The sequence below is a fragment of the Staphylococcus roterodami genome, from assembly GCA_022493055.1.
Taxonomy (GTDB): Bacteria; Bacillota; Bacilli; order Staphylococcales; family Staphylococcaceae; genus Staphylococcus; species Staphylococcus singaporensis.
On record CP092781.1, the window covers coordinates 1,513,092 to 1,533,541 of the forward strand.

18 protein-coding genes and 1 pseudogene are annotated in these 20,450 nt (G+C 31.5%); all 19 read right to left on the minus strand.

Features of this window, described 5'->3' with window-relative positions:
• Nucleotides 1–91 precede the first annotated feature (91 nt).
• The gene (locus ML436_07280) at nt 92–1,741 is read right to left on the minus strand and encodes an alpha-glucosidase (protein UMT77006.1); all 1,650 of its coding nucleotides are present in this window, start codon (nt 1,739–1,741) and stop codon (nt 92–94) included.
• Between the two features lie 15 nt (nt 1,742–1,756).
• Nucleotides 1,757–2,776, minus strand: coding sequence for a LacI family DNA-binding transcriptional regulator (locus tag ML436_07285; protein UMT77007.1), 1,020 nt, complete (start codon nt 2,774–2,776; stop codon nt 1,757–1,759).
• Nucleotides 2,777–2,791: 15 nt separating this feature from the next.
• Nucleotides 2,792–3,017 (minus strand): annotated as a pseudogene (locus ML436_07290) (hypothetical protein).
• Entirely contained in the window at nt 2,956–3,327 is a 372-nt protein-coding gene (locus tag ML436_07295) for a VOC family protein (protein UMT77008.1), read from the minus strand. The pseudogene ML436_07290 and the gene ML436_07295 overlap by 62 nt, the downstream one beginning before the upstream one ends.
• 635 nt (nt 3,328–3,962) lie before the next feature.
• Entirely contained in the window at nt 3,963–4,127 is a 165-nt protein-coding gene (locus tag ML436_07300) for a hypothetical protein (protein UMT77009.1), read from the minus strand.
• Nucleotides 4,124–4,417, minus strand: a complete 294-nt coding sequence (locus ML436_07305) for an LlsX family protein (GenBank protein UMT77010.1) — start codon at nt 4,415–4,417, stop codon at nt 4,124–4,126. Before ML436_07305 ends, ML436_07300 begins: the two co-directional genes overlap by 4 nt.
• 11 nt (nt 4,418–4,428) lie before the next feature.
• Entirely contained in the window at nt 4,429–5,163 is a 735-nt protein-coding gene (locus tag ML436_07310; protein ID UMT77011.1) for an ABC transporter permease, read from the minus strand.
• Nucleotides 5,160–6,023, minus strand: a complete 864-nt coding sequence (locus ML436_07315; protein UMT77012.1) for an ATP-binding cassette domain-containing protein — start codon at nt 6,021–6,023, stop codon at nt 5,160–5,162. The genes ML436_07310 and ML436_07315 overlap by 4 nt, the downstream gene beginning before the upstream one ends.
• A 701-nt stretch (nt 6,024–6,724) precedes the next feature.
• Nucleotides 6,725–8,131, minus strand: coding sequence for an NADP-dependent phosphogluconate dehydrogenase (gene gndA, locus ML436_07320; protein ID UMT77013.1), 1,407 nt, complete (start codon nt 8,129–8,131; stop codon nt 6,725–6,727).
• Nucleotides 8,132–8,198: 67 nt separating this feature from the next.
• Nucleotides 8,199–9,332 carry a tripeptidase T gene (locus ML436_07325; protein ID UMT77014.1) on the minus strand — a complete coding sequence of 378 codons (1,134 nt, stop codon included), beginning with the start codon at nt 9,330–9,332 and terminating at the stop codon, nt 8,199–8,201.
• Between the two features lie 569 nt (nt 9,333–9,901).
• Complete coding sequence (locus ML436_07330) at nt 9,902–10,882, minus strand: aromatic acid exporter family protein (GenBank protein ID UMT77015.1); 981 nt, start codon at nt 10,880–10,882, stop codon at nt 9,902–9,904.
• A gap of 13 nt (nt 10,883–10,895) precedes the next feature.
• Nucleotides 10,896–11,333: a BrxA/BrxB family bacilliredoxin gene (locus ML436_07335; GenBank protein ID UMT77016.1), complete on the minus strand. Its 438-nt coding sequence runs from the start codon at nt 11,331–11,333 to the stop codon at nt 10,896–10,898.
• A gap of 218 nt (nt 11,334–11,551) precedes the next feature.
• Entirely contained in the window at nt 11,552–12,868 is a 1,317-nt protein-coding gene (locus tag ML436_07340) for an ISL3 family transposase (protein ID UMT77017.1), read from the minus strand.
• A 199-nt stretch (nt 12,869–13,067) separates the two neighbouring features.
• The gene (locus ML436_07345; protein UMT77018.1) at nt 13,068–14,345 is read right to left on the minus strand and encodes a 2-oxo acid dehydrogenase subunit E2; all 1,278 of its coding nucleotides are present in this window, start codon (nt 14,343–14,345) and stop codon (nt 13,068–13,070) included.
• An 11-nt stretch (nt 14,346–14,356) separates the two neighbouring features.
• Nucleotides 14,357–15,340 (minus strand): alpha-ketoacid dehydrogenase subunit beta, encoded by a 984-nt coding sequence (locus tag ML436_07350; GenBank protein ID UMT77019.1) that lies wholly within the window; start codon nt 15,338–15,340, stop codon nt 14,357–14,359.
• On the minus strand, nt 15,333–16,331 hold the full coding sequence (locus tag ML436_07355) for a thiamine pyrophosphate-dependent dehydrogenase E1 component subunit alpha (protein UMT77020.1): 999 nt from the start codon (nt 16,329–16,331) through the stop codon (nt 15,333–15,335). Before ML436_07355 ends, ML436_07350 begins: the two co-directional genes overlap by 8 nt.
• 15 nt (nt 16,332–16,346) lie before the next feature.
• Nucleotides 16,347–17,768: a dihydrolipoyl dehydrogenase gene (gene lpdA, locus ML436_07360; GenBank protein ID UMT77021.1), complete on the minus strand. Its 1,422-nt coding sequence runs from the start codon at nt 17,766–17,768 to the stop codon at nt 16,347–16,349.
• A gap of 292 nt (nt 17,769–18,060) precedes the next feature.
• Nucleotides 18,061–19,737, minus strand: a complete 1,677-nt coding sequence (gene recN / locus ML436_07365; protein UMT77022.1) for a DNA repair protein RecN — start codon at nt 19,735–19,737, stop codon at nt 18,061–18,063.
• Nucleotides 19,738–19,752: 15 nt separating this feature from the next.
• Nucleotides 19,753–20,205 (minus strand): transcriptional regulator ArgR, encoded by a 453-nt coding sequence (gene argR / locus ML436_07370; protein UMT77023.1) that lies wholly within the window; start codon nt 20,203–20,205, stop codon nt 19,753–19,755.
• Nucleotides 20,206–20,450: the final 245 nt, after the last annotated feature.

Genomic DNA, 20,450 nt, shown 5'->3' on the forward strand with positions numbered 1-20,450 from the left:
ATGATAAAACAAAGCCCCCTAATACATCTATAGACTCTATAAATGTCCTTAGATTGTATTAAGGGGTATTTTAATGCGTTAATTTAATGCGTTAATTTAATTCGATAACACATGCTTCATATGCACGTAAATTTTTTAAATTAACTTTGGCATCATAATTACATAATTTCACTTCTCCATGACTTAAATCAAATGGTACATCTAATTCAGCTTCGTGGTCAGTAAGATTGCCTACAATAAGAACTTGCTTTTCATGTAGTGTTCTCGTGTAAGCGAAGACTTGTGAGTTTTCAGCATCTACTAAATCGAATTGACCATAGATATACACATCGTCAGATTTTCTTAATTGTATTAAATCTTTATAAAATTGCAAAATTGAATGGTTATCTTCTAATTGTTGTGCAACATTGATAGTTTTATAATTCGGATTCACTGGGAACCACGGTTCACCATTTGTAAATCCGCCATTGGACGTATCATCCCATTGCATAGGTGTGCGAGAATTATCTCGATTCTCATCTTTATATTTCGCAAGTAAAGCGTCTACGTCACCACCTCGAGATTTCACAATTTGATAGTCATTTTTAACAGCAACATCGTTAAACGTTTCAATACTTTCAAATGGATAATTCGTCATACCTATTTCTTGTCCCTGATAAATGAACGGTGTACCTTGTTGTAAGAAGTAAACAGCTGCATGACTTGTTGCTGATTCATACCAATACTTGTCATCGTCACCCCACGTCGATACACGTCTAGGTTGGTCATGATTTTCAATAAATAGCGCATTCCATCCTTTATTTTCAAGTTGTTTTTGCCATCTATTTAATACAGATTTATATGAATTTACATCAAAATGAGAATCACCACTATTCCACAGTCCCAAATGTTCAAATTGGAATATCATATTAAATTTACCATTTTCTTCCCCGACCCAGTCATCAGCATCATCAGGGCTTACACCATTCGCTTCACCAACAGTCATAATGTCATACTTACTTAATGAGCGTTCTTTCATCTCTTGTAACCAAGTTTGAATACCTGGTTGATTCATATCTACATCAAATGCCGGCGCATACGTTTTACCTTCAGGCACAGGTAAATCTCCCGCTTCAAACGTCTTCTTAATATGTGTAATTGCATCTACTCTAAATCCATCTATTCCCTTGTCAAACCACCAGTTCATCATTTCAAATACAGCATCTCTAACTTCAGGATTAGCCCAATTCAAGTCAGGTTGTTTTTTACTAAATAAATGGAAATAATATTGCTCAGTATTAGCATCATATTCCCACGTTGAGCCATTAAAAATACTTTCCCAGTTGTTTGGTTCTGAACCATCTGCTTTTGGATCTTGCCAAATATACCAATCTCGCTTTGGGTTATCTTTACTTGATCTAGATTCGATGAACCAAGGATGTTCATCAGACGTATGATTTACAACTAAGTCTAAAATAAGTTTCATACCACTATCATGAACACCTTTTAACAAACGATTGAAGTCTTCCATCGTGCCAAATTCGTCCATAATTTCTTTATAATCACTAATATCATAACCATTATCATCATTTGGTGACTTAAACATTGGACTTAACCAAATCACATCAATCCCTAAGTCTTTTAGGTAATCCAATTTTTCAATCATTCCTGGCAGATCACCAATTCCATCATGATTACTATCATTAAAGCTTCTTGGATATACTTGATATGCTACCGCTTCTTTCCACCATTGTTTCTTCATTTTAAAACTCCTTTGCTATAGTTGTGTAGATTTTCTAATTTTTAATTCTGTATCTATAATGACCAGTTCAACGATATTCTGCTTTTTATTTTTTAATATCTCTAAAATGGCAGATCCAGCTTGTTGACCCAGCATTCTAGGCTTGATATCAATACTCGTTTGAGGTGGTGACGCAATTTCAGTTAAATAAGAATCATTGAACGTTGCTGTCATCACATCATTCGGTATTTCAATATTAAGTTCATATAGCACACTTAAAATCGCTAAATGTAACATGGCATCTAATGAAATAATTGCCTGTTTTGTCTTCGGATTTTGAAATTTTGCTTGTTTCCCTTTTAAAAAACTTAAAATAGATTCCCTATCACTATTCGTTTCAATAATTTGATAATCCAGATTAAATTGTGAGGCAACCGTTTCAAATCCTTGAATCCTATCTTTCGAAACTTCAAAATCGCCTTTTTCTGTAATAAATATTAATTCATCTACACCTTGTTCAATAACATGTCGTGTCAAATTTTCAGAAGCTAAAATATTATCATTATCTATGTGTGTAAATTGATGATCTATATCCGATGTAGGCTTACCAATCACAATAAATGGCATACTTTCATCAATTAACATTTGCTTAATCGGATCATTCTCTTTTGAATAGAGCAGTATAAACGCATCAACCATTCGTTGTTTAATCATTTTATAAACTTCATCCATTAAATCGTTCATATTATTTGAGACTGTCGTTTGGGTACCATAGCCATGTTGATTACACGTTTCAGAAATTCCTAATAATACATTTATATAGAATGGATTCAGTCGAATAGGCTCCTCAGACCCTTTTAACACTAAACCAATTTTATATGTTTGGTTTGTAATTAAAGTTCTAGCAGCAGTATTAGGAAAATAATTCAATTCTTCCATAACTTTCTTCACTTTTGAAATTGTCGCTTCGCTAATACGTTGATTTCCTTTTATAACTCTTGAAACAGTCGAAGGTGAAACACCCGCTTTTAGAGCAACATCTTTAATCGTAACCATTTAATCACCTCCTGTTTATCTCTGGTTTGGAAAACGCTTCCAATTCCTGTATAATATCAGTTTAGTCACACTTTCTAAAAAAGTCAAAAGATTTGTGCAAACGATTGCATAAAACGGTAAAAATAAAACCTTCATACTGAAATCCAATGCGAAAATCAATATAAAGGTTATTTATATATTTAGTCACTAACAGCGAAATAGTTACCTTGGCCATCTTGGAAATTAAATACACGTTGACCATTCATTTCTACTATATCATGCCCAGTTAAACCTAAATCATTTAATTTTGAGTATAATGCATCAAAGTTTTTCTCTTTAAACATTAAAGATGGTGTTCCTAGGTTCACCTCCGGGCTATACTTTTCAATAAATTCTTTTGCCATAATCGTCAATGACGTTTCAGCATCTTTCGTAGGTGATACTTCAACTGCAACATAGTTCTCAGCTAACGGTGTTTCACTTACAACAACAAACCCTAATGTTTCTGTCCAAAATGCTTTCGCTTTTTCAACATCATCAACATATAACATTACTTGATTTAACTTCTCCATAAGTTAATACCTCTATTTCTCTATAATACAAGCTATCATAACACAGTAATTAAAGTATTACTTCACAAAATGCTTTTATATGAGATAGCTTTATAATAAAAGAAAACTTGCTTGCATTATTTTATTTAAAGCATCTGAGACATAAATCAGTGTTTTAGAATCTACAATGTTATATTAGCAGCAATTGACTGAATGAAAATGTTCTTTTAAAAAACTATTTCTGTTTCTAGATAACCTTTCAGAGCTCGGAGCCCCAAATGTAGAGAATTTCGAAAAGAAATTCTCTACATTGTTGATATAAATATATATTAATCGGATGTAACTCATTTGCCGATGCATATAATAGCGTACTTGTCTTTATATCCCCATATTTCACTTTTCTAGGTGTTTTACCAAAAGAAAAATTAAGTATTGTTGTCAATTCTTGACAAATCATTTCAAAGAATATGAATTCCCTTGTATTTTTTTGTAATTTCAAAGATTATTAAAAGATTCTTTTATTCTTCTGTTTTTTTATCACTTTTAGGAAGTGACCTTGTATCTTTATCATTAATTTCATTTAATAATTGATGTTCATTAAATAAAACTGCATAATTCGATTCATTATAAGATAACATGCGTTTGAAGTCACTAAGTCACTGATGATTTACATTTAATAAGTACTTTAAAGATTCTGATTCTTGATTTCCTAAAATAATTTGAGCAAAGTTATTACGATTATCATTATTTGCACTATTATCGTCATTTAATTTAAATAACGAATGTTGATTAAACATTCCCTTCAACTGACAATTAATCATTGCTTTTTACCTCTTTTGTTAGTTGCTACAAGCAATTCAATAATAATCACTAATAATATGGACAAGATCACACCTAAAAACATAATATTTGTTATAATTGGCTCTCCACTAACGCCATAATTGTGTATTCTGTATAAATTTAATCCTAATAAATTTACATCAAAATTCGCATAACCATTTTTATTTATAATAAAGTAGCCTGTTGAAATCGCGATGGCTGTGATGATGGCGGATAACACAATACCTGCTAAAATTTCAATAATCACTCGCATTTCTTGTCTTTTCAACATCATTATTCTCCTCATTTCTTAAACTTATAAATAAACAAACTTAAAACACTCGTCACTATGATATACAATGAATTTAATTTTAAAAATGATGCATCCCACATACGTTCATTTGTCCAAATTGAATAAAAATCATTAGTAACATATTTGATTGGTATCCAATTTCCTATTTCTTTTAAAAGATTAGGGAGCTCTCCATACTGAACAAAAACACCAATAATCATATAAGTGAGAAAAAGCAATATCATTCCAAAAGGCAATAAAACCTTACTCTTTCTTATTAACAAAGCTAAAAATGTTCCTATCATTAATAGAGCGATAATGTTATAAAAAATTTGGAAAAAGAAGGCTATAAAATATTGCGTGTTTGGTAGAGTTAATGAGAAAAATACTTTACCAATAATGATATTTAAAATAACACTAAATATCGCTAAGAAGCAGTATGAAATAATATTAGAAACGATTAAACTACTAATATTTACTTCAAAATATTTTAATCGCTTTAGCGTCTCATTCTCAATGCTCTCACTTAACCAAATTGGAAAGCTAATAAAAGCAATCGGTAGCAGACCAATACTCGTACTAATTAAAAAATATTTATCTATAAAGTGTCTTCCATTTCCTATACTAAAATTTCCATAAGACAAAATAACAACTATTACCATGATGATTGGAAAAATTAATGAAAAGAACACTGATATAGGAACTCTAAATTGCATTTTTATGCTTAACAAAATTTTATTTATCATATTTCCTCCAAAGTTGATATTAAATATGTTGAGTATATATTTTGCATGTTTATTTTAAATTCTATTTTTCGTTCATTTAATAGATTAATAACGTCATTCATTTGCTCTTTATTATGGGTAACAATCTTAGTATTAAAATATACATCGGCATTTAATTTTTCAATAACAACTCTAACTTGATAATCTAATTCTTGATTCACTATTTCAATCAGTGCATAGTGATAAAATTTTGAGAAAAATTGATCTATACTGCCGTAATACAATAATTCTCCTTTATCTAAAATGATTAATTTATTCGCCCAATTTTCAACCTCATCAAAGTAATGCGTAATTTTAATTACTGCTTTATTTTGGGTGATTTCTTTAGTTTTCTGTAATAAATTTTGTCTTTTTTCATAGTCTAATCCAGATGTCAATTCATCAAATATGTATAAATTTTTTTGTTCATTCAATACTAATCCTACAGTTAAGCGCTTTTGCTCCCCCAAGGATAAATCTTTAACAAATTTATTTATAAGATGTTCTAATGAGAAAGCTTTCGTAAATGCTTTAAATTGTTTACTTCGTTTGCTATAAGCTGTTATTAAATAAATTAATTCATGTACTTTGATTAAATCCCCATACTTATTCTCTTGAAAAACAATTCCTATATCTTTAGACCTTATCATTCTATCAATAACGCCGCTGTATTTTATCTCATTTAACAAGCAATTAATCAAAGTCGTTTTTCCCGCACCATTTTTCCCTATCAGTGCTATTTTATCTTTACTATAAATATTTATAGTACTATTATTAAGGTTTAGAATTTTTCTATTATTAATATCAACTTTTAAATTCTTAATAGTCATTAAACTTTCCATACACTCACCTATCAAATTTGGAAAAGCTTGATCTAAATAGACCAAGCTTTACCTTTAATTTATTGCTCTTATGATGTAATATTACTATCATTAAATATAAATATATCACACAATATATCTATGGTCAATCTTTTATATTTACGTATTTTTTTCAGTATTAAAGTTATCAACTTATTTAATAATAAATCTATGATATTAAATTAATCAAAGTATAACTTAACAATTCATTATTCTTACTTTATAATACCCAATTCTCAAATAATGAAAATATGTTTATATATTTCGATAAATTTAAAGGTATAAAAGCCTAGTGTAGCTTTATTGATAAACAAAGCCAAAGCAGTGAATCTGAGACATAATGTTCTTAGACAAAATAAAAAAAGCTGATTTCTATTAATTATTTGATAGAAATCAGCTTTTTGAAATGAATTTAATACTATACAGATCGTTGAATCACTATTTTCCTTATATTAAGTACCTAATAGTGATAATCCTGAGTAAGCAGTGCCCGTCGTAGACAAGTACCACAGCACAAAAATTGGTGGAAAGTCAGCTTACAATAATGTGCCGGTTGGGGTAGCTAAGACGGCACCCAAGGAAGTGATACATCATCAAAAATGCTATTTATAGGATTTTAATACTTAACTTCTATTTAAATATTAAAAAAAGGATAGTATCTTTCAACTATCCTTTAATCAATATTATTCTTCAATCCATTGTGTATGGAATACGCCTTCTTTATCTTTTCTTTCATAAGTATGCGCACCGAAATAGTCACGTTGAGCTTGAATTAAGTTTGCTGGTAAATCAGCTGCTCTGTAACTATCATAGTAGTTAATACTTGATGAGAATCCAGGTGTTGGTACACCATTTTGAACACCCGTTGCTACAACATCGCGTAATGCATTTTGGTATTCAGTTACAATATTTTTAAAGTATGGATCTAATAACAAGTTTTGTAATCCTGGGTTATTATCGTAAGCATCTTTGATTTTTTGTAAGAATTGTGCACGGATAATGCAACCTTCTCTCCAAATCATTGCTAAGTCGCCAAGTTTTAAGTTCCATTCATTATCTTCACTTGCTTTACGCATTTGTGCAAATCCTTGCGCATATGAGCAAATTTTACTCATGTATAGTGCTTTGCGGATTTTTTCTAAAAATTCTTTTTTGTCACCATCAAATGAAGCTTTTGGACCATTTAATTCTTTAGAAGCTTTCACACGTTCTTCTTTAATTGAAGAGATGAATCTTGCAAAAACAGACTCAGTAATGATTGTTAATGGAATACCTAGTTCTAATGCATTAATAGAAGTCCATTTACCTGTACCTTTTTGTCCAGCAGTATCAAGAATTTTTTCAACTAAGGCTTCTTTATCTTCATCTAATTTCATGAAAATATCACCTGTGATTTCAATTAAATAACTTTCTAATTCGCCAGCATTCCAATCTTTGAACGTTTGGGCAATTTCCTCATGTGACATACCTAAAAGTTCTTTCATCATTGCATAGCTTTCTGCAATTAATTGCATATCAGCATATTCAATACCGTTGTGCACCATTTTCACATAGTGACCAGCACCATTTGGTCCAATGTAAGTAACACATGAAGCACCATCTTTAGCTTTAGCAGCAATTGCATCTAAAATATCAGCAACTTTATTATATGCCTCTTCTTGTCCACCTGGCATTAATGAAGGGCCTGTTAATGCGCCTATTTCTCCACCAGAAACTCCCATACCAATGAAGTTGATTGCACTTTCAGCTAAGGCTTTATTACGTCTAATTGTATCTTGATAATTTGTATTACCACCATCAATTAAGATATCTCCATCATCTAATAAAGGTAATAAACTATCGATAGTTGCGTCAGTAGCTTTCCCTGCTTGCACCATTAATAAAATTTTACGTGGTTTTTCTAAAGAATTAACAAATTCTTCTAATGAATATGTAGGGTGGATATTTTTACCCTTTGATTCTTCAACCATTAAATCCGTTTTTTCACTTGAGCGGTTAAATACTGATACACTGTATCCACGTGATTCAATATTCCAAGCTAGGTTTTTACCCATTACGGCTAAACCAATAACTCCAATTTGTTGTGTCATATTACTTACCTCACTTGTTGATTTTTCATTAGTATTGTATCACAAAATGATGATTCGCTACACTAAATCATTTCGATTGCTGAGTAACTAGTTTGATAATTTCCAATACTTGACTTGTTAATAAGTTTAATGCGCTAATCGGCATACGTTCATTTGTAGTATGAATCTTTTCATAGCCAACCCCTAAAATGACAGACGGAATTCCAAACGTGTTAATAATACTCCCGTCAGAGCCACCTCCAGATATAACTGTATTAGCTTTTAATCCTAAATTACGTGCACTTTCTTGAGCAATTTGAACAACCGCTTCATCGTCATTTATTTTAAATCCTGGATAACTTTGTTCTACCGATACTATCGCTTTACCACCTAATTCAGTCGCAGTATTTTCAAATATGTCTGTCATATGTTTGACCTGCTCTTTAATTCTTTCTGAATCATGTGAACGTGCTTCTGCTTCTAAAATAACTTCATCCGCTACAATATTAGTAGCTGAGCCACCATGGAATTTCCCAATGTTGGCGGTAGTTAACTCATCAACTTGACCTAATTTCATTCTACTGATTGCTTTTGCTGCAATATTAATTGCACTTATACCTTCTTTCGGCGTACTTGCATGTGCAGTTTTGCCAATAATTTTAGCTGATATTAACATTTGTGTTGGCGCTCCTACAACTGTAGTACCTACATCAGCACTAGCATCAATTGCATAACCAAAATCAGCATCTAACAATTGCGGTTTTAATTGTTTAGCTCCCACTAACCCTGATTCTTCCCCTACAGTAATCACAAATTGAATTTGTCCATGTGGTAAGCTATGTTCTTGAATAACTTGTAAAACTTCAAATATAGCCGCTAATCCAGCCTTATCATCTGCCCCTAAAATAGTTGTACCATCAGAATATATGTATCCATCTTCTTTTACGATTGGCTTCACATTTATAGCAGGCACAACTGTATCCATATGACTAGTAAAATATAATTTTGGTGCTATGCCTTCTTTGATAGTACTTTTCAATGTGCATATAAGGTTATTTGCGCCTAACTTTGGATGATTACTTGCATTATCTTCCTTTACATCTAGTCCTAATGATTTAAATTTTTCCTTTAAAATTGGTTGAATGGTTTCTTCATGACCTGTTTCAGAATTAATCTGTACTAATTCTAAAAATGTATTTAACAATCTTTGTTCATTAATCATATGAATACCCCTTTTATATTAGAATTTTCTGTTAAAGCATCAGCTACAATTTGTCAGTATGCAACGTTAATTCATTTACAAATAAATAATCAATTAATTGTTCAATTGAATGTCATTTTTGTATAACGTTAGCACAGTTTTAAATATATAATATAATTGTAACTTAAATACAGCATTGTCAAAAATATATTGATTGCATTTTCAATGGTATCGTATAATGAGGAAAATGGCATAAGTAGAAATGGCTCACTTTCTATTAGTTTCTAATATTTGATATAGAAATAACCTTTTAAGGTATAAGGCTTATGTCTTAGTTAAAATAAGAAAGCATATTTATTTGGAGGCAATCAAAATGCAAAATAAAGTTTTAAGAATCATCATCATCGTCTTGCTTGTATCGGTCGTATTGGCTTTATTATTAACTAGTTTAATTCCTATCTTATAATTTAGTCCTACATAATATACATAGTGATAAAATCAAAAATCCATCCGAAATGCTCACAAACCATAAAGTTAGCGTATGTAACGCAGACACTTTTTGGCAAATGTCATTCGGATGGATTAATTTTTTAACTCACTTCACTGTGCATTTTTAAAGAGCCAAATTGTGATTTAATTTGAAGATACTCTTCTAATTCATTTAATATTTGGATAATGCTAGCTCGTGAATTTAATGCTTTGTGTGACGTGGGCAATGGTAGTTCATCTAATTTCAAACGAGTTTCGTATAAATTGTGCAATCGCATCGCTGTATAATCATTGCTGTTTACATTTTGACCTATTTCTTTTAATAAGCTTGACACATCATTTAAAAGCGGATCTTTATGACAAATACTTTCTATGAGTGTTTTCATTCTCATCAACAATTCTACTTGTTCTTCTCGCATGTCAAAATAGTGATAATATGAATTTTCATTTCTAACAAAATGATTTTTTACATCTCGGAATGCGATTGATTTTGCTTTTTTTATATTAAGCAATAAGGCTTCAAATTCAATTGCAATGGTATCTTCATATTTTTCACAAATATAACTATATTTATTAAAAATATCTGCAATTTGTTGTTCTATTTTACATTTATATTCATCCAACTGTTTATCTAAACTTGGCATCATTAAATTCATTATAAATGCTATACTTAGACCGATTAAAAGTAATAACGTTTCATTCACAATCAAATGTGCATCAATCGACTTCGCATTAAATATATGCAGTAAAATGACACAACTAGTAATTACACCTTCTTGAACCTTTAAGACGACAGTTAAAGGTATAAATAATAATACGATTAACCCCAACACTATAGGACTTTGACCTAATAAACTAAAAATCGCTGAACCTAAAAACAATACTAAAAAGCATGACACTAATCTAGAAATAATCGCTTGTAGCGAATGTACTTTTGTATGTTTGATACATAAAACGACTAATATGGCGCTCGAAGCATAATTATCTAAACCAATAAGCTTACTTAAAATTACACCAAGCGTCATACCCACTGCTGTTTTTATTGTTCTAAATCCAATCTTATAAGGATTTAACTTTAACATGGGTTAGTGCCTCTTATCTTTCTTCACAATATTTATTAAATAATGTTTGTAATTGATTAATTACGTCCATTACATCATGACCTTCAATTTGGTGTCTTTCAATCATTTCAGTAATTTTTCCATCTTTGATTAAAGCAAATGATGGACTTGAAGGCGCATACCCTTCAAAATAATCTCTCGCTCTTTGTGTCGCTTCTTTATCCTGACCAGCGAACACTGTCACCAATCGATCAGGTAAAACGTCATAATGTAAAGCATGTGATGCTGCTGGTCTGGCGATGCCACCTGCACAACCACATACTGAATTGATCATAACTAGTGTTGTACCATCTTGTTTAAGAACTTGATCAACGTCTTCTGCAGTTGTTAATTGTTCATATCCTGCAGATTCTATTTCATTTCTTGCTTGTTCGACAACACCGTTCATATATAAATCGAAATTCATGTCCATAAATCCAATCACCTATCCCTTTATATTTAAGCTATACTCATTCTACTAATTAATATCTTATTGTTCAATAAACTAATCTGAATTGCACCTATATTTAGATACAATTTTAACAATCTATCAAACTTTCTGTCCTTTATGACAATTTTATCCAAGACAAGTTCCCAATTACTTTAGAATTTCATTATTTAATTTTGGACTGATGAGTTCAATATCGGAAGTTAGGCAACTAAACATTGCTTAACTTCCTTTTTACTTTTTGGAGCGTAAAGTTTTGAACATAATAATATTCGATTGCGCAAATGATTGTAACTTCCATAACCAAAAGATGTACGTTTAATTAATTTTATTTTGTTATTTATACCTTCTAAAGGACCATTTGATAAATTGTAATAATCAAATGTATTTTTTATAAAGTCTACATGTTTGTTAAGTGTCTTAATTGCTCGTTGGACAACTGAATGCGTTTGGGATAATGGCATATGTTTTAATTCGTGAATAAAGCCTTCATAATCATTATGTTTAAGTTTGAATCGTAGCTGATTGATATATTGGTAGGCGTCATTTAACGAATCATCTTGATCTAATAAATACTTGACGATACCCTTTTGTGTCTTCCATTCCTTAAATAAAGCTACTTTACGATATTCAAATGCCTCTAAATCTTCTCCAGGTTTTAATAGTAATTTCGCATATCTTTTAAACTTATTATATAACGGTTGATTCGTCGTTCTTAATTCATTCATAACAGCGACTCGAATACCATTTAAAGCACGATTTAATAATTGAACAATATGGAATCGATCGATAACTATTTTAGCGTTCGGAAACATCTCTTTAATCAATGTCATATAGCCTTCATGCATATCAATGGAAACAGTCTTTACACGTTTTCTAGCTTTAAGTGAAAAACGATAAAAATACTTTTTCAACTCACTTAATCTACGATCTTCAACAATATCAATAATATGATGCGTTTGTGCATCAGCGTATATAAAACTCATTTTCCCAGAAACATTTTTAACACTTTTAAATTCATCCATCATGATATGTTCAGGAAGTGCAGAATACGGCGATTGATGAAGCGATTGAGCGGCCTCATCAATGATACGAGAAACTGTAGTAGCTGACACAGAGCAGGATTTCGCTATAGATTTTTCAGAACGAATTTCTGCTGCTTTATTAAGTACAGCTGATCGTGTTTTTTTTGATATAAAACAGTATTTATCAACTTCAGGTGTTTCGGCTGTAAAGTATCGTTCGCACGTTTTACATTTAAAACGTTGCTTACGCAACATGATATAAGTTGGATATTCGGAGATTTTAGGCATAGTGATTCTAGAAGTCTTAGATCCATTTTTGATTAAATTACCATTAATGTTTTTACAATTGCAGTTTGGGCACACCTCAGGTGTATAGATTAGTTTTGCGTAATAAAAGAAACACTTTCTCCCTTTATACTCAATTTTCTCAAGTTTACCGTCAAAAACAATATTTTTATCTTTAAAATCAAAGGTATTTAGTATAACATTATTCATAGGCGCATTATCTCCTTTAGTTATTTGTTTAGGCACTTTTAATTATAGAGATAATTGCGCTTTTTTTATATTCAAAATCAAAAAATCGGACAGATGAAAAGTAAAAAACTTTTCCATCAGTCCGATTTATTATAGAACCAAAAATAAAACATCTACCGACAACATAAATTGGTTTGTCAGTAGATGTCTTTTATTAGTTTTAATATATGTTTGTATTTTCTAAAGTGTATTGTTCAATACGTTGTTTAATATGATTCATAAATTTACCTGTTTGTAATCCATCTAAAATTCGGTGATCAATTGAAATACAAAGATTGACCATACTACGAATTGCAATCATATCATTAATTACAACAGGTTTTTTAACGATTGATTCGACTTGTAGTATTGCTGCTTGAGGATGATTAATGATTCCCATTGATGATACAGAACCAAACGTTCCAGTATTATTTACTGTAAATGTACCACCTTGCATATCTTCTGTCGTTAATTTTTTATTACGAGCCTTTGTTGCTAAATCATTAATTTCTCTTGCAATACCTTTAATCGATTTTTCATCTGCATGTTTAATTACCGGTACATATAATTTATTTTCATCTGCAACAGCAATAGATATATTAATATCTTTGTGTAAGACGATTTCATTATCTTGCCAACTACTATTTAAAAGTGGATATGCTTTTAATGCATCTGCAACCGCTTTGACAAAGAATGCAAAGAACGTTAAATTATAACCTTCTTTATTTTTAAATCCATTTTTATAGTGGTTTCTCGTATTTACTAGATTAGTTGCATCAACCTCAATCATCATCCATGCATGTGGAATTTCTGTAACACTGTTTACCATGTTTTGTGCAATCGCTTTACGTACTCCATTAACAGGTATTTTATTTGTTTCACCATTTCCTTGTGATGATTGACTGCTTGATTTTGTAATGTCTAGTTGAAGTAAAGTCTCATTAACTTGGCTATCTGTTTGAGATGTCGTACCACCATTTTCAATGACTGCCATGATATCTTTTTTTGTAACACGACCTTCAAATCCACTTCCGACAACTTGTGCTAAATCAATATTGTGTTCTGAAGCTAACTTAAACACAACAGGTGAATAGCGTCCGTTGTTACGAGGTACATTTTCTTGGTGTTTTGGCTGTTCCATTACAGTATTTGCAATGTCAGCTTCGACTTCTGTATCTTCAATTACTTTTGATTCTTTCTCATTAGATGGTTTACCAGTCTTTTCATCTGCCGTTTCAATTTTACAAATTACTGTGTCAATAGCAACAGTTTGACCAGCTTCAACAAGAATTTCTGTAATTGTACCAGAGATTGTAGAAGGGACCTCAGCTGTCACTTTATCAGTTATGACTTCACAAAGTGGTTCATATTCATCGATATAATCTCCAACAGAAACTAACCACTGTTCAATTGTACCTTCATGAACACTTTCACCTAATTTAGGCATTGTTATTTCCATGACTTTCCCTCCTAGAACTCTGCTAATTCTCTCATTTTGTTCAATATTTTTTCTGGATTCATCATTATTTCGTTTTCTAATATTGGTGAAAATGGCATAGATGGTACGTCTGGTGCTGCCAAACGCATTATTGGTGCATCTAATTCAAACAAACAATGTTCAGCAATAATTGCCGAAACTTCTGACATGATGCTTCCTTCTAAATTATCTTCAGTAACTAATAAAACTTTACCAGTTTTTTTAGCACGGTCAATGATTGTTTCTTTGTCTAATGGATAAACAGTTCGTAAATCAACAACTTCTACATTAATACCATCTGCCGCTAAAATATCAGCGGCTTGTAAGCAGTAATTGACCATTAATCCGTAGCAAAAAACTGTTAAATCTTCGCCTTCACGTTTAACATCTGCTTTACCCAAAGGCACAGTATAATAATCTTCTGGTACTTCTTCTTTTAAGAATCTATATGCTTTTTTATGTTCAAAGTATAAAACCGGATCATTTGATTCAATTGATGATAATAAAAGACCTTTGGCATCGTATGGTGTTGAAGGAATAACAATCGTTAATCCTGGTGATGAAGCAAATATACTTTCAATACTTTGGGAATGGTAAAGACCACCATGAACGCCACCACCAAATGGTGCACGAATTGTTAAGGGACATTGCCAATCATTATTTGAGCGATAGCGCATTTTTGCTGCTTCACTAATAATTTGATTAGTAGCCGGTAAAATAAAATCAGCAAACTGAATTTCTGCAATTGGTCTTTTTCCTACCATAGATGCACCAATAGCAGTACCTACAATATTTGACTCAGCTAAAGGAGTATCAATGACTCTTTCTTCACCATATTTTTGTTGTAGTCCCTGTGTTGCGCCAAATACGCCACCCTTTTTACCAACATCTTCTCCAAGTATAAACACATCTTTATCTTGTTGTAATGCTAAATCTTGTGCTTGGCGAATCGCCTCTAAATAAGATAATTTAGCCATGAGTTAGACTCCCTTCTTCGTAAACAAATGCATATGCTTCTTCTACACTAGGGTATGGTGCGTCTTCAGCTACCTTAGTCGCTTTATTTATAATATCTTTATGTTCAGTTTCAATTTCAGACAACCATGCCTCATCGATAATACCTGCAGTTAATAATTCATTCTTGAACTTTTCATTGCAGTCAGCTTTTTTTAATGCGTCACGCTGTTCTTTCGTACGATATTGATCATCGTCATCAGATGAATGTGCTGTCATTCGACTAGTAACTGCCTCAATCAATGTAGATCCTTTTCCAGAAACTGCTCTTTCTCTAGCTTCTTTCATTGCTTTATACATTGCTAAAGGGTCATTACCATCTACTTGCTCACCATGAATTCCATAGCCTTGAGCTCTATCTGACAATTTTTCTGCAGCATATTGTAATGAATCTGGAACAGAAATAGCATATTTATTATTAATAATTACACAAACAAAAGGAAGTTTATGTACTCCAGCAAAGTTTAATCCTTCATGGAAGTCTCCTTGGTTAGAACTACCTTCACCAACTGTTGCTGTAGCAATTTTATTTGATCCATCCATTTTAAGAGCTAAGGCAGCTCCGACTGCATGCGGAATTTGTGTCGCTACTGGAGAACTTTGAGATAAAATATTTTTTTCTCTACTACTGAAATGTGATGGCATTTGTTTTCCACCTGAATTAACATCATCTTTCTTACCAAAAGCAGATAAAAATGTATCATAAGCTGAGATGCCCATGTAAGTAACAAAAGCTAAATCTCTATAATATGGCGCTGTAATGTCTCCTTGCTCTAAAGCATAAGCCATTCCTATTTGAGTTGCTTCTTGTCCTTGACCACTTACAACGAATGGAATTTTACCAGCACGGTTTAATAACCATAGCCTTTCATCTATTTTTCTACCTAAATCCATCCATTTATATATTACTTTTAGGTCTTCTTCGCTAAGGCCTAATGATTTATAATCAATCATATTAAATCCTCCTATTTATACGTGAATAGCTCTATTTTCTGCTTTTAATCCTAATTCCATTAATACTTCTGAAATGGAAGGATGCGCATGTGTTGTTAGTCCCAATTCTAATGCTGAGCCATTCATGAACTGTAACAGTGATGCTTCATTTATTAATTCTGTTACATGTGGACCAATCATATTAATACCTACAATTTCATCCGTTGACTGATCAATAACCATTTCACTATATCCTTCATTTGGACCATGGTTATCAATTACAGCTTTACCAATTGCTTTAAATGGCACTTTATAACTTTTAACTTTCATTCCTTCTGCTTTAGCTTGCTCTATATTTAAACCTATTGATGCAATTTCAGGTTGTGTATATACACATTTAGGCATTAAATTATAATCAACTGGTATTGGATTACTTTCAAACATGTGATCAACTGCCACAATACCTTCTTTTGATCCGACATGAGCTAATTGTAATTTCCCAATACAATCACCAGCGGCATATATGTGTTTATCTTCAGTTTGTTGATATTCATTTATTAAAATGTGACCCGATGAAGTCAATTTAATTTTAGTATTATTTAAACCAATATCTGAAGTATTTGGTTTTCTTCCAATCGAAAGTAATACTTTTTCTACTTTAATATCTTCTTTATTAATGTTAAAAGTGACACCTTCATCATTAATATTTATATCATTTTCTGAAAGTTGAACACCTTCATAAAATTTAACACCTCTCGCTGATAATGATTTTTTAAGCAATTGAGCCGCTTGTTTACTTTCATTAGGCAATATTCTTTTGCCAGCCTCAATAACAGTTACATCAACACCTAAATCCGTCATTAACGATGCGAATTCCATTCCAATAACGCCACCACCAATAATACCCAAGCTAGATGGTAACGTCGCTAATGATAATATGTCATCACTAGATAAAATTTTATCATGATCAAAAGTTAAAAATGGTAACTCAGCAGGTGTCGAACCTGTTGCGATTAATACAAATTGATTTGGCAATAATTCTGATTCACCATCTTCATATTCGACAGAAATTGTACCACTTTGTGGCGAAAAAATTGAAGTACCTAAAATTCGGCCTGTACCATTATAAATGTCAATATGATTATGTTGCATTAAATGTTTAACACCTTGATACATTTGATTAACAATATCTTCTTTACGTGCCAACATATTTTCAAAATTAACAGTTGCTTCTTGAACTTCAACCCCAAACTTAGCTGCTTGCTTTACAGTTTGATATACTTCTGCAGATTTAAGCAGTGACTTAGTTGGAATGCATCCTTTGTGAAGGCAAGTGCCACCTAATAATTGACGTTCTACTATGGCAACTTTTTTACCTAATTGAGATGCACGTATTGCTGCTACATATCCAGCAGTACCTCCACCGAGAACGACTAAATCATATTGTTTCTCTGACATGCTCTTACTCCTAACTAATATTGAGGCTGAGACATAAAGTTTTTGTGCTCTGGGAAACCGATTAACGGCGTCCCAAAAGCAGGATTTTCGGCAGAAACTCTCACGGTTCGACAAAATTTGGAAAACAATTTTGCTCATCGTTCGGTTCTGCTCAAATCCTAAACGCTTTTGTCCCGACCTCTATTACTTATTTGTTAAATTGAATACTTACTAATTTTACATCAATGCTTACATAGAATGAATAATTTTGATAGATTTTCACAGAATACTCATTCATCAATATAAAAATATGTTAATGTCTTTGATTATGTTGAATCATTTCTCGCGCATTTTCTCTCGTTAAATCCGTTACACTTGCACCGGATATCATTCGTGCAATTTCATCAACTTTATCATCACCAATTAATTCTTTAACTTGTGTAGTTGTACGGTCTTCTTTTGATGTTTTTGTTATCAATAAATGATGGTCACTCATAGAAGCAACTTGTGGTAAATGTGAAATGCAAATAACTTGAATATATTCTGCTATATCACGCATTTTTTCAGCCATTTTTTGCGCAGCTTGTCCTGAAACACCAGAATCAACCTCATCGAATAAAATTGCAGTTTGACCTCTTGATTTAACAAATATACTTTTTAAAGCTAACATAATTCTCGAAAGTTCTCCGCCTGAAGCAATTTTATTCAAACTCTTTAAAGGTTCTCCTTTATTAGGACTGATTAGAAATTCTACAAATTCAATACCATCCATATTAGGTTCTTCTATTGCTTTGAACGAAATTTCTAAATTTGCATCTTTCATTTGCAAATTCTGTATTTCAGCTACTATGTGATCTCTAAGTTCTCTTGCCACAATGCGACGTTGTTTTGACAAAGATTGGCCTACAGCAATTACTTGTTGATATAACTCTTTTATTTCTTCTCGAAGTTGCGCAGTACTTTGCTCATAATTTTCAATCTTATTAATTTCGTTATTAAGCTTTTCCTGATATGCAATCAACTCAGTTATATCTTTACCATATTTACGTTTTAAATTATTAAGTAGATTCATACGTGATTCATATTCATTTAGGACTTGTTCATCAAATTCTGTATTGGCCATTTCATCATATAACTTATGCTTTGCATCTTCTAAAATATAATAGAATTGATCAATATCTTCTTTTAATTTGTCATATTTGTTTGGCACAATATCATTTATTGTTAATAAGTGGTTACTTAATTCATACAAACGATCTGTAATCGCATTTTCATCAGTTAATGTTAAATGAGCATTGTTAAGTGCTAAACTCAGTTTTTCAGAATTTTGGATACGTTTAATATCAACTTCAAGTTGTTCAATCTCGCCATCTTTTAAATGAGCATCAGATAATTCTTCTAATTGAAACTTCATCAAATCTAAACGCTGAAGCAAGGCTTGATCTGCAGATTCCAACTCTTCTAATTCTTGCTTTTTGTCTTTATAATTTTGAAAAGTTTGATGATATTCGTCTAACAAATCTTGATAACGAGATTCTGCATAATTATCTAATAATGTTAAATGATACTTTTGTTTTAACAGAGATTGCGTTTCATGTTGTCCATGAATATCCAATAGTTCTTGCATAACTCTTCGTAAATCTTGCAAAGTTACTGTTTGATTATTAATTTTACATAAACTTTTACCAGAACTAAAAATTTCTCTTTTCACTAACAAAAAATCTTCATCAACATCTATATCCAAACTTTTCAAAATATGTATTGCATCTTTACTTTCGTCAATATCAAATATTCCTTCAATAACAGCCTTTTTTTCACCGTGTCGAACGAAATCTGATGATGCTCTCATACCTATTAATTGACCAATTGCATCGATAATAATTGATTTACCAGATCCTGTTTCACCACTTAAAACAGTTAAACCATCAGAAAATTGAATTTCTAGCTCTTCAATAATAGCAAATTGCTTGATTGATAAGGTTTGTAACATAAACACATCGCATCCTTATAACAAATTAAAAATTCTAGACTTGATTTCATCACTCGCCTCTTTACTACGGCAAATAATTAAACAAGTGTCGTCACCACATATCGTACCTAAAACTTCTTCCCAATTGATTTGGTCTAAGATAGCACCAATTGATTGTGCATTGCCTGGCAATGTCTTTAATACTAGTAAATTATCAGTACCATCTATATTTACAAATGAATCCATTAAATAACGTCCCAATTTTTCTAATGGGTGAAATTTTCTATCATTTGGCAAACTATAAACATATTGTCCAGAAGGTATAGGTACTTTAATAAGTTGTAATTCTTTAATATCTCGAGATACAGTTGCTTGAGTAACATTTAAATCATAATCGTTTAATCGTTTAACTAATTCATCTTGTGTCTCTATCTGTTCATTTGAAATAATTTCTCTAATTTTAATATGCCTAACCGATTTTTTGGGCATAGTAAACACCTCTGATTACGAATATTTATACATTTATTCTAACACATGCACACATATACTACTACTAAACACCTTTGCGTAAAAAGGGTTAATATAGTTTATATTTCGCTTCCTTAGCAATGTTCAGTTTTCAAATAACGCATAAATATTGCTCGAAATATGTATAAAAATGAATATATGTGTAATTTACTTGCTAATCATTATCTTTAATGTCCATAACATAAATAGAAATATTTTTTAAACAA

Excerpts from the sequence above, each read along its gene's own strand:
- ML436_07335 (UMT77016.1), bottom strand. The coding sequence starts at position 11,333 with ATGGACATGAATTTCGATTTATATATGAACGGTGTTGTCGAACAAGCA.
- argR (UMT77023.1), bottom strand. The coding sequence starts at position 20,205 with ATGCCCAAAAAATCGGTTAGGCATATTAAAATTAGAGAAATTATTTCA.
- ML436_07310 (UMT77011.1), bottom strand. The coding sequence starts at position 5,163 with ATGATAAATAAAATTTTGTTAAGCATAAAAATGCAATTTAGAGTTCCT.
- gndA (UMT77013.1), bottom strand. The coding sequence starts at position 8,131 with ATGACACAACAAATTGGAGTTATTGGTTTAGCCGTAATGGGTAAAAAC.
- ML436_07280 (UMT77006.1), bottom strand. The coding sequence starts at position 1,741 with ATGAAGAAACAATGGTGGAAAGAAGCGGTAGCATATCAAGTATATCCA.
- ML436_07285 (UMT77007.1), bottom strand. The coding sequence starts at position 2,776 with ATGGTTACGATTAAAGATGTTGCTCTAAAAGCGGGTGTTTCACCTTCG.
- ML436_07300 (UMT77009.1), bottom strand. The coding sequence starts at position 4,127 with ATGATTAATTGTCAGTTGAAGGGAATGTTTAATCAACATTCGTTATTT.
- ML436_07350 (UMT77019.1), bottom strand. The coding sequence starts at position 15,340 with ATGGCTAAATTATCTTATTTAGAGGCGATTCGCCAAGCACAAGATTTA.
- ML436_07315 (UMT77012.1), bottom strand. The coding sequence starts at position 6,023 with ATGGAAAGTTTAATGACTATTAAGAATTTAAAAGTTGATATTAATAAT.
- ML436_07325 (UMT77014.1), bottom strand. The coding sequence starts at position 9,332 with ATGATTAATGAACAAAGATTGTTAAATACATTTTTAGAATTAGTACAG.
- recN (UMT77022.1), bottom strand. The coding sequence starts at position 19,737 with ATGTTACAAACCTTATCAATCAAGCAATTTGCTATTATTGAAGAGCTA.
- ML436_07330 (UMT77015.1), bottom strand. The coding sequence starts at position 10,882 with ATGTTAAAGTTAAATCCTTATAAGATTGGATTTAGAACAATAAAAACA.
- lpdA (UMT77021.1), bottom strand. The coding sequence starts at position 17,768 with ATGTCAGAGAAACAATATGATTTAGTCGTTCTCGGTGGAGGTACTGCT.
- ML436_07305 (UMT77010.1), bottom strand. The coding sequence starts at position 4,417 with ATGTTGAAAAGACAAGAAATGCGAGTGATTATTGAAATTTTAGCAGGT.
- ML436_07355 (UMT77020.1), bottom strand. The coding sequence starts at position 16,331 with ATGATTGATTATAAATCATTAGGCCTTAGCGAAGAAGACCTAAAAGTA.
- ML436_07295 (UMT77008.1), bottom strand. The coding sequence starts at position 3,327 with ATGGAGAAGTTAAATCAAGTAATGTTATATGTTGATGATGTTGAAAAA.
- ML436_07340 (UMT77017.1), bottom strand. The coding sequence starts at position 12,868 with ATGAATAATGTTATACTAAATACCTTTGATTTTAAAGATAAAAATATT.
- ML436_07345 (UMT77018.1), bottom strand. The coding sequence starts at position 14,345 with ATGGAAATAACAATGCCTAAATTAGGTGAAAGTGTTCATGAAGGTACA.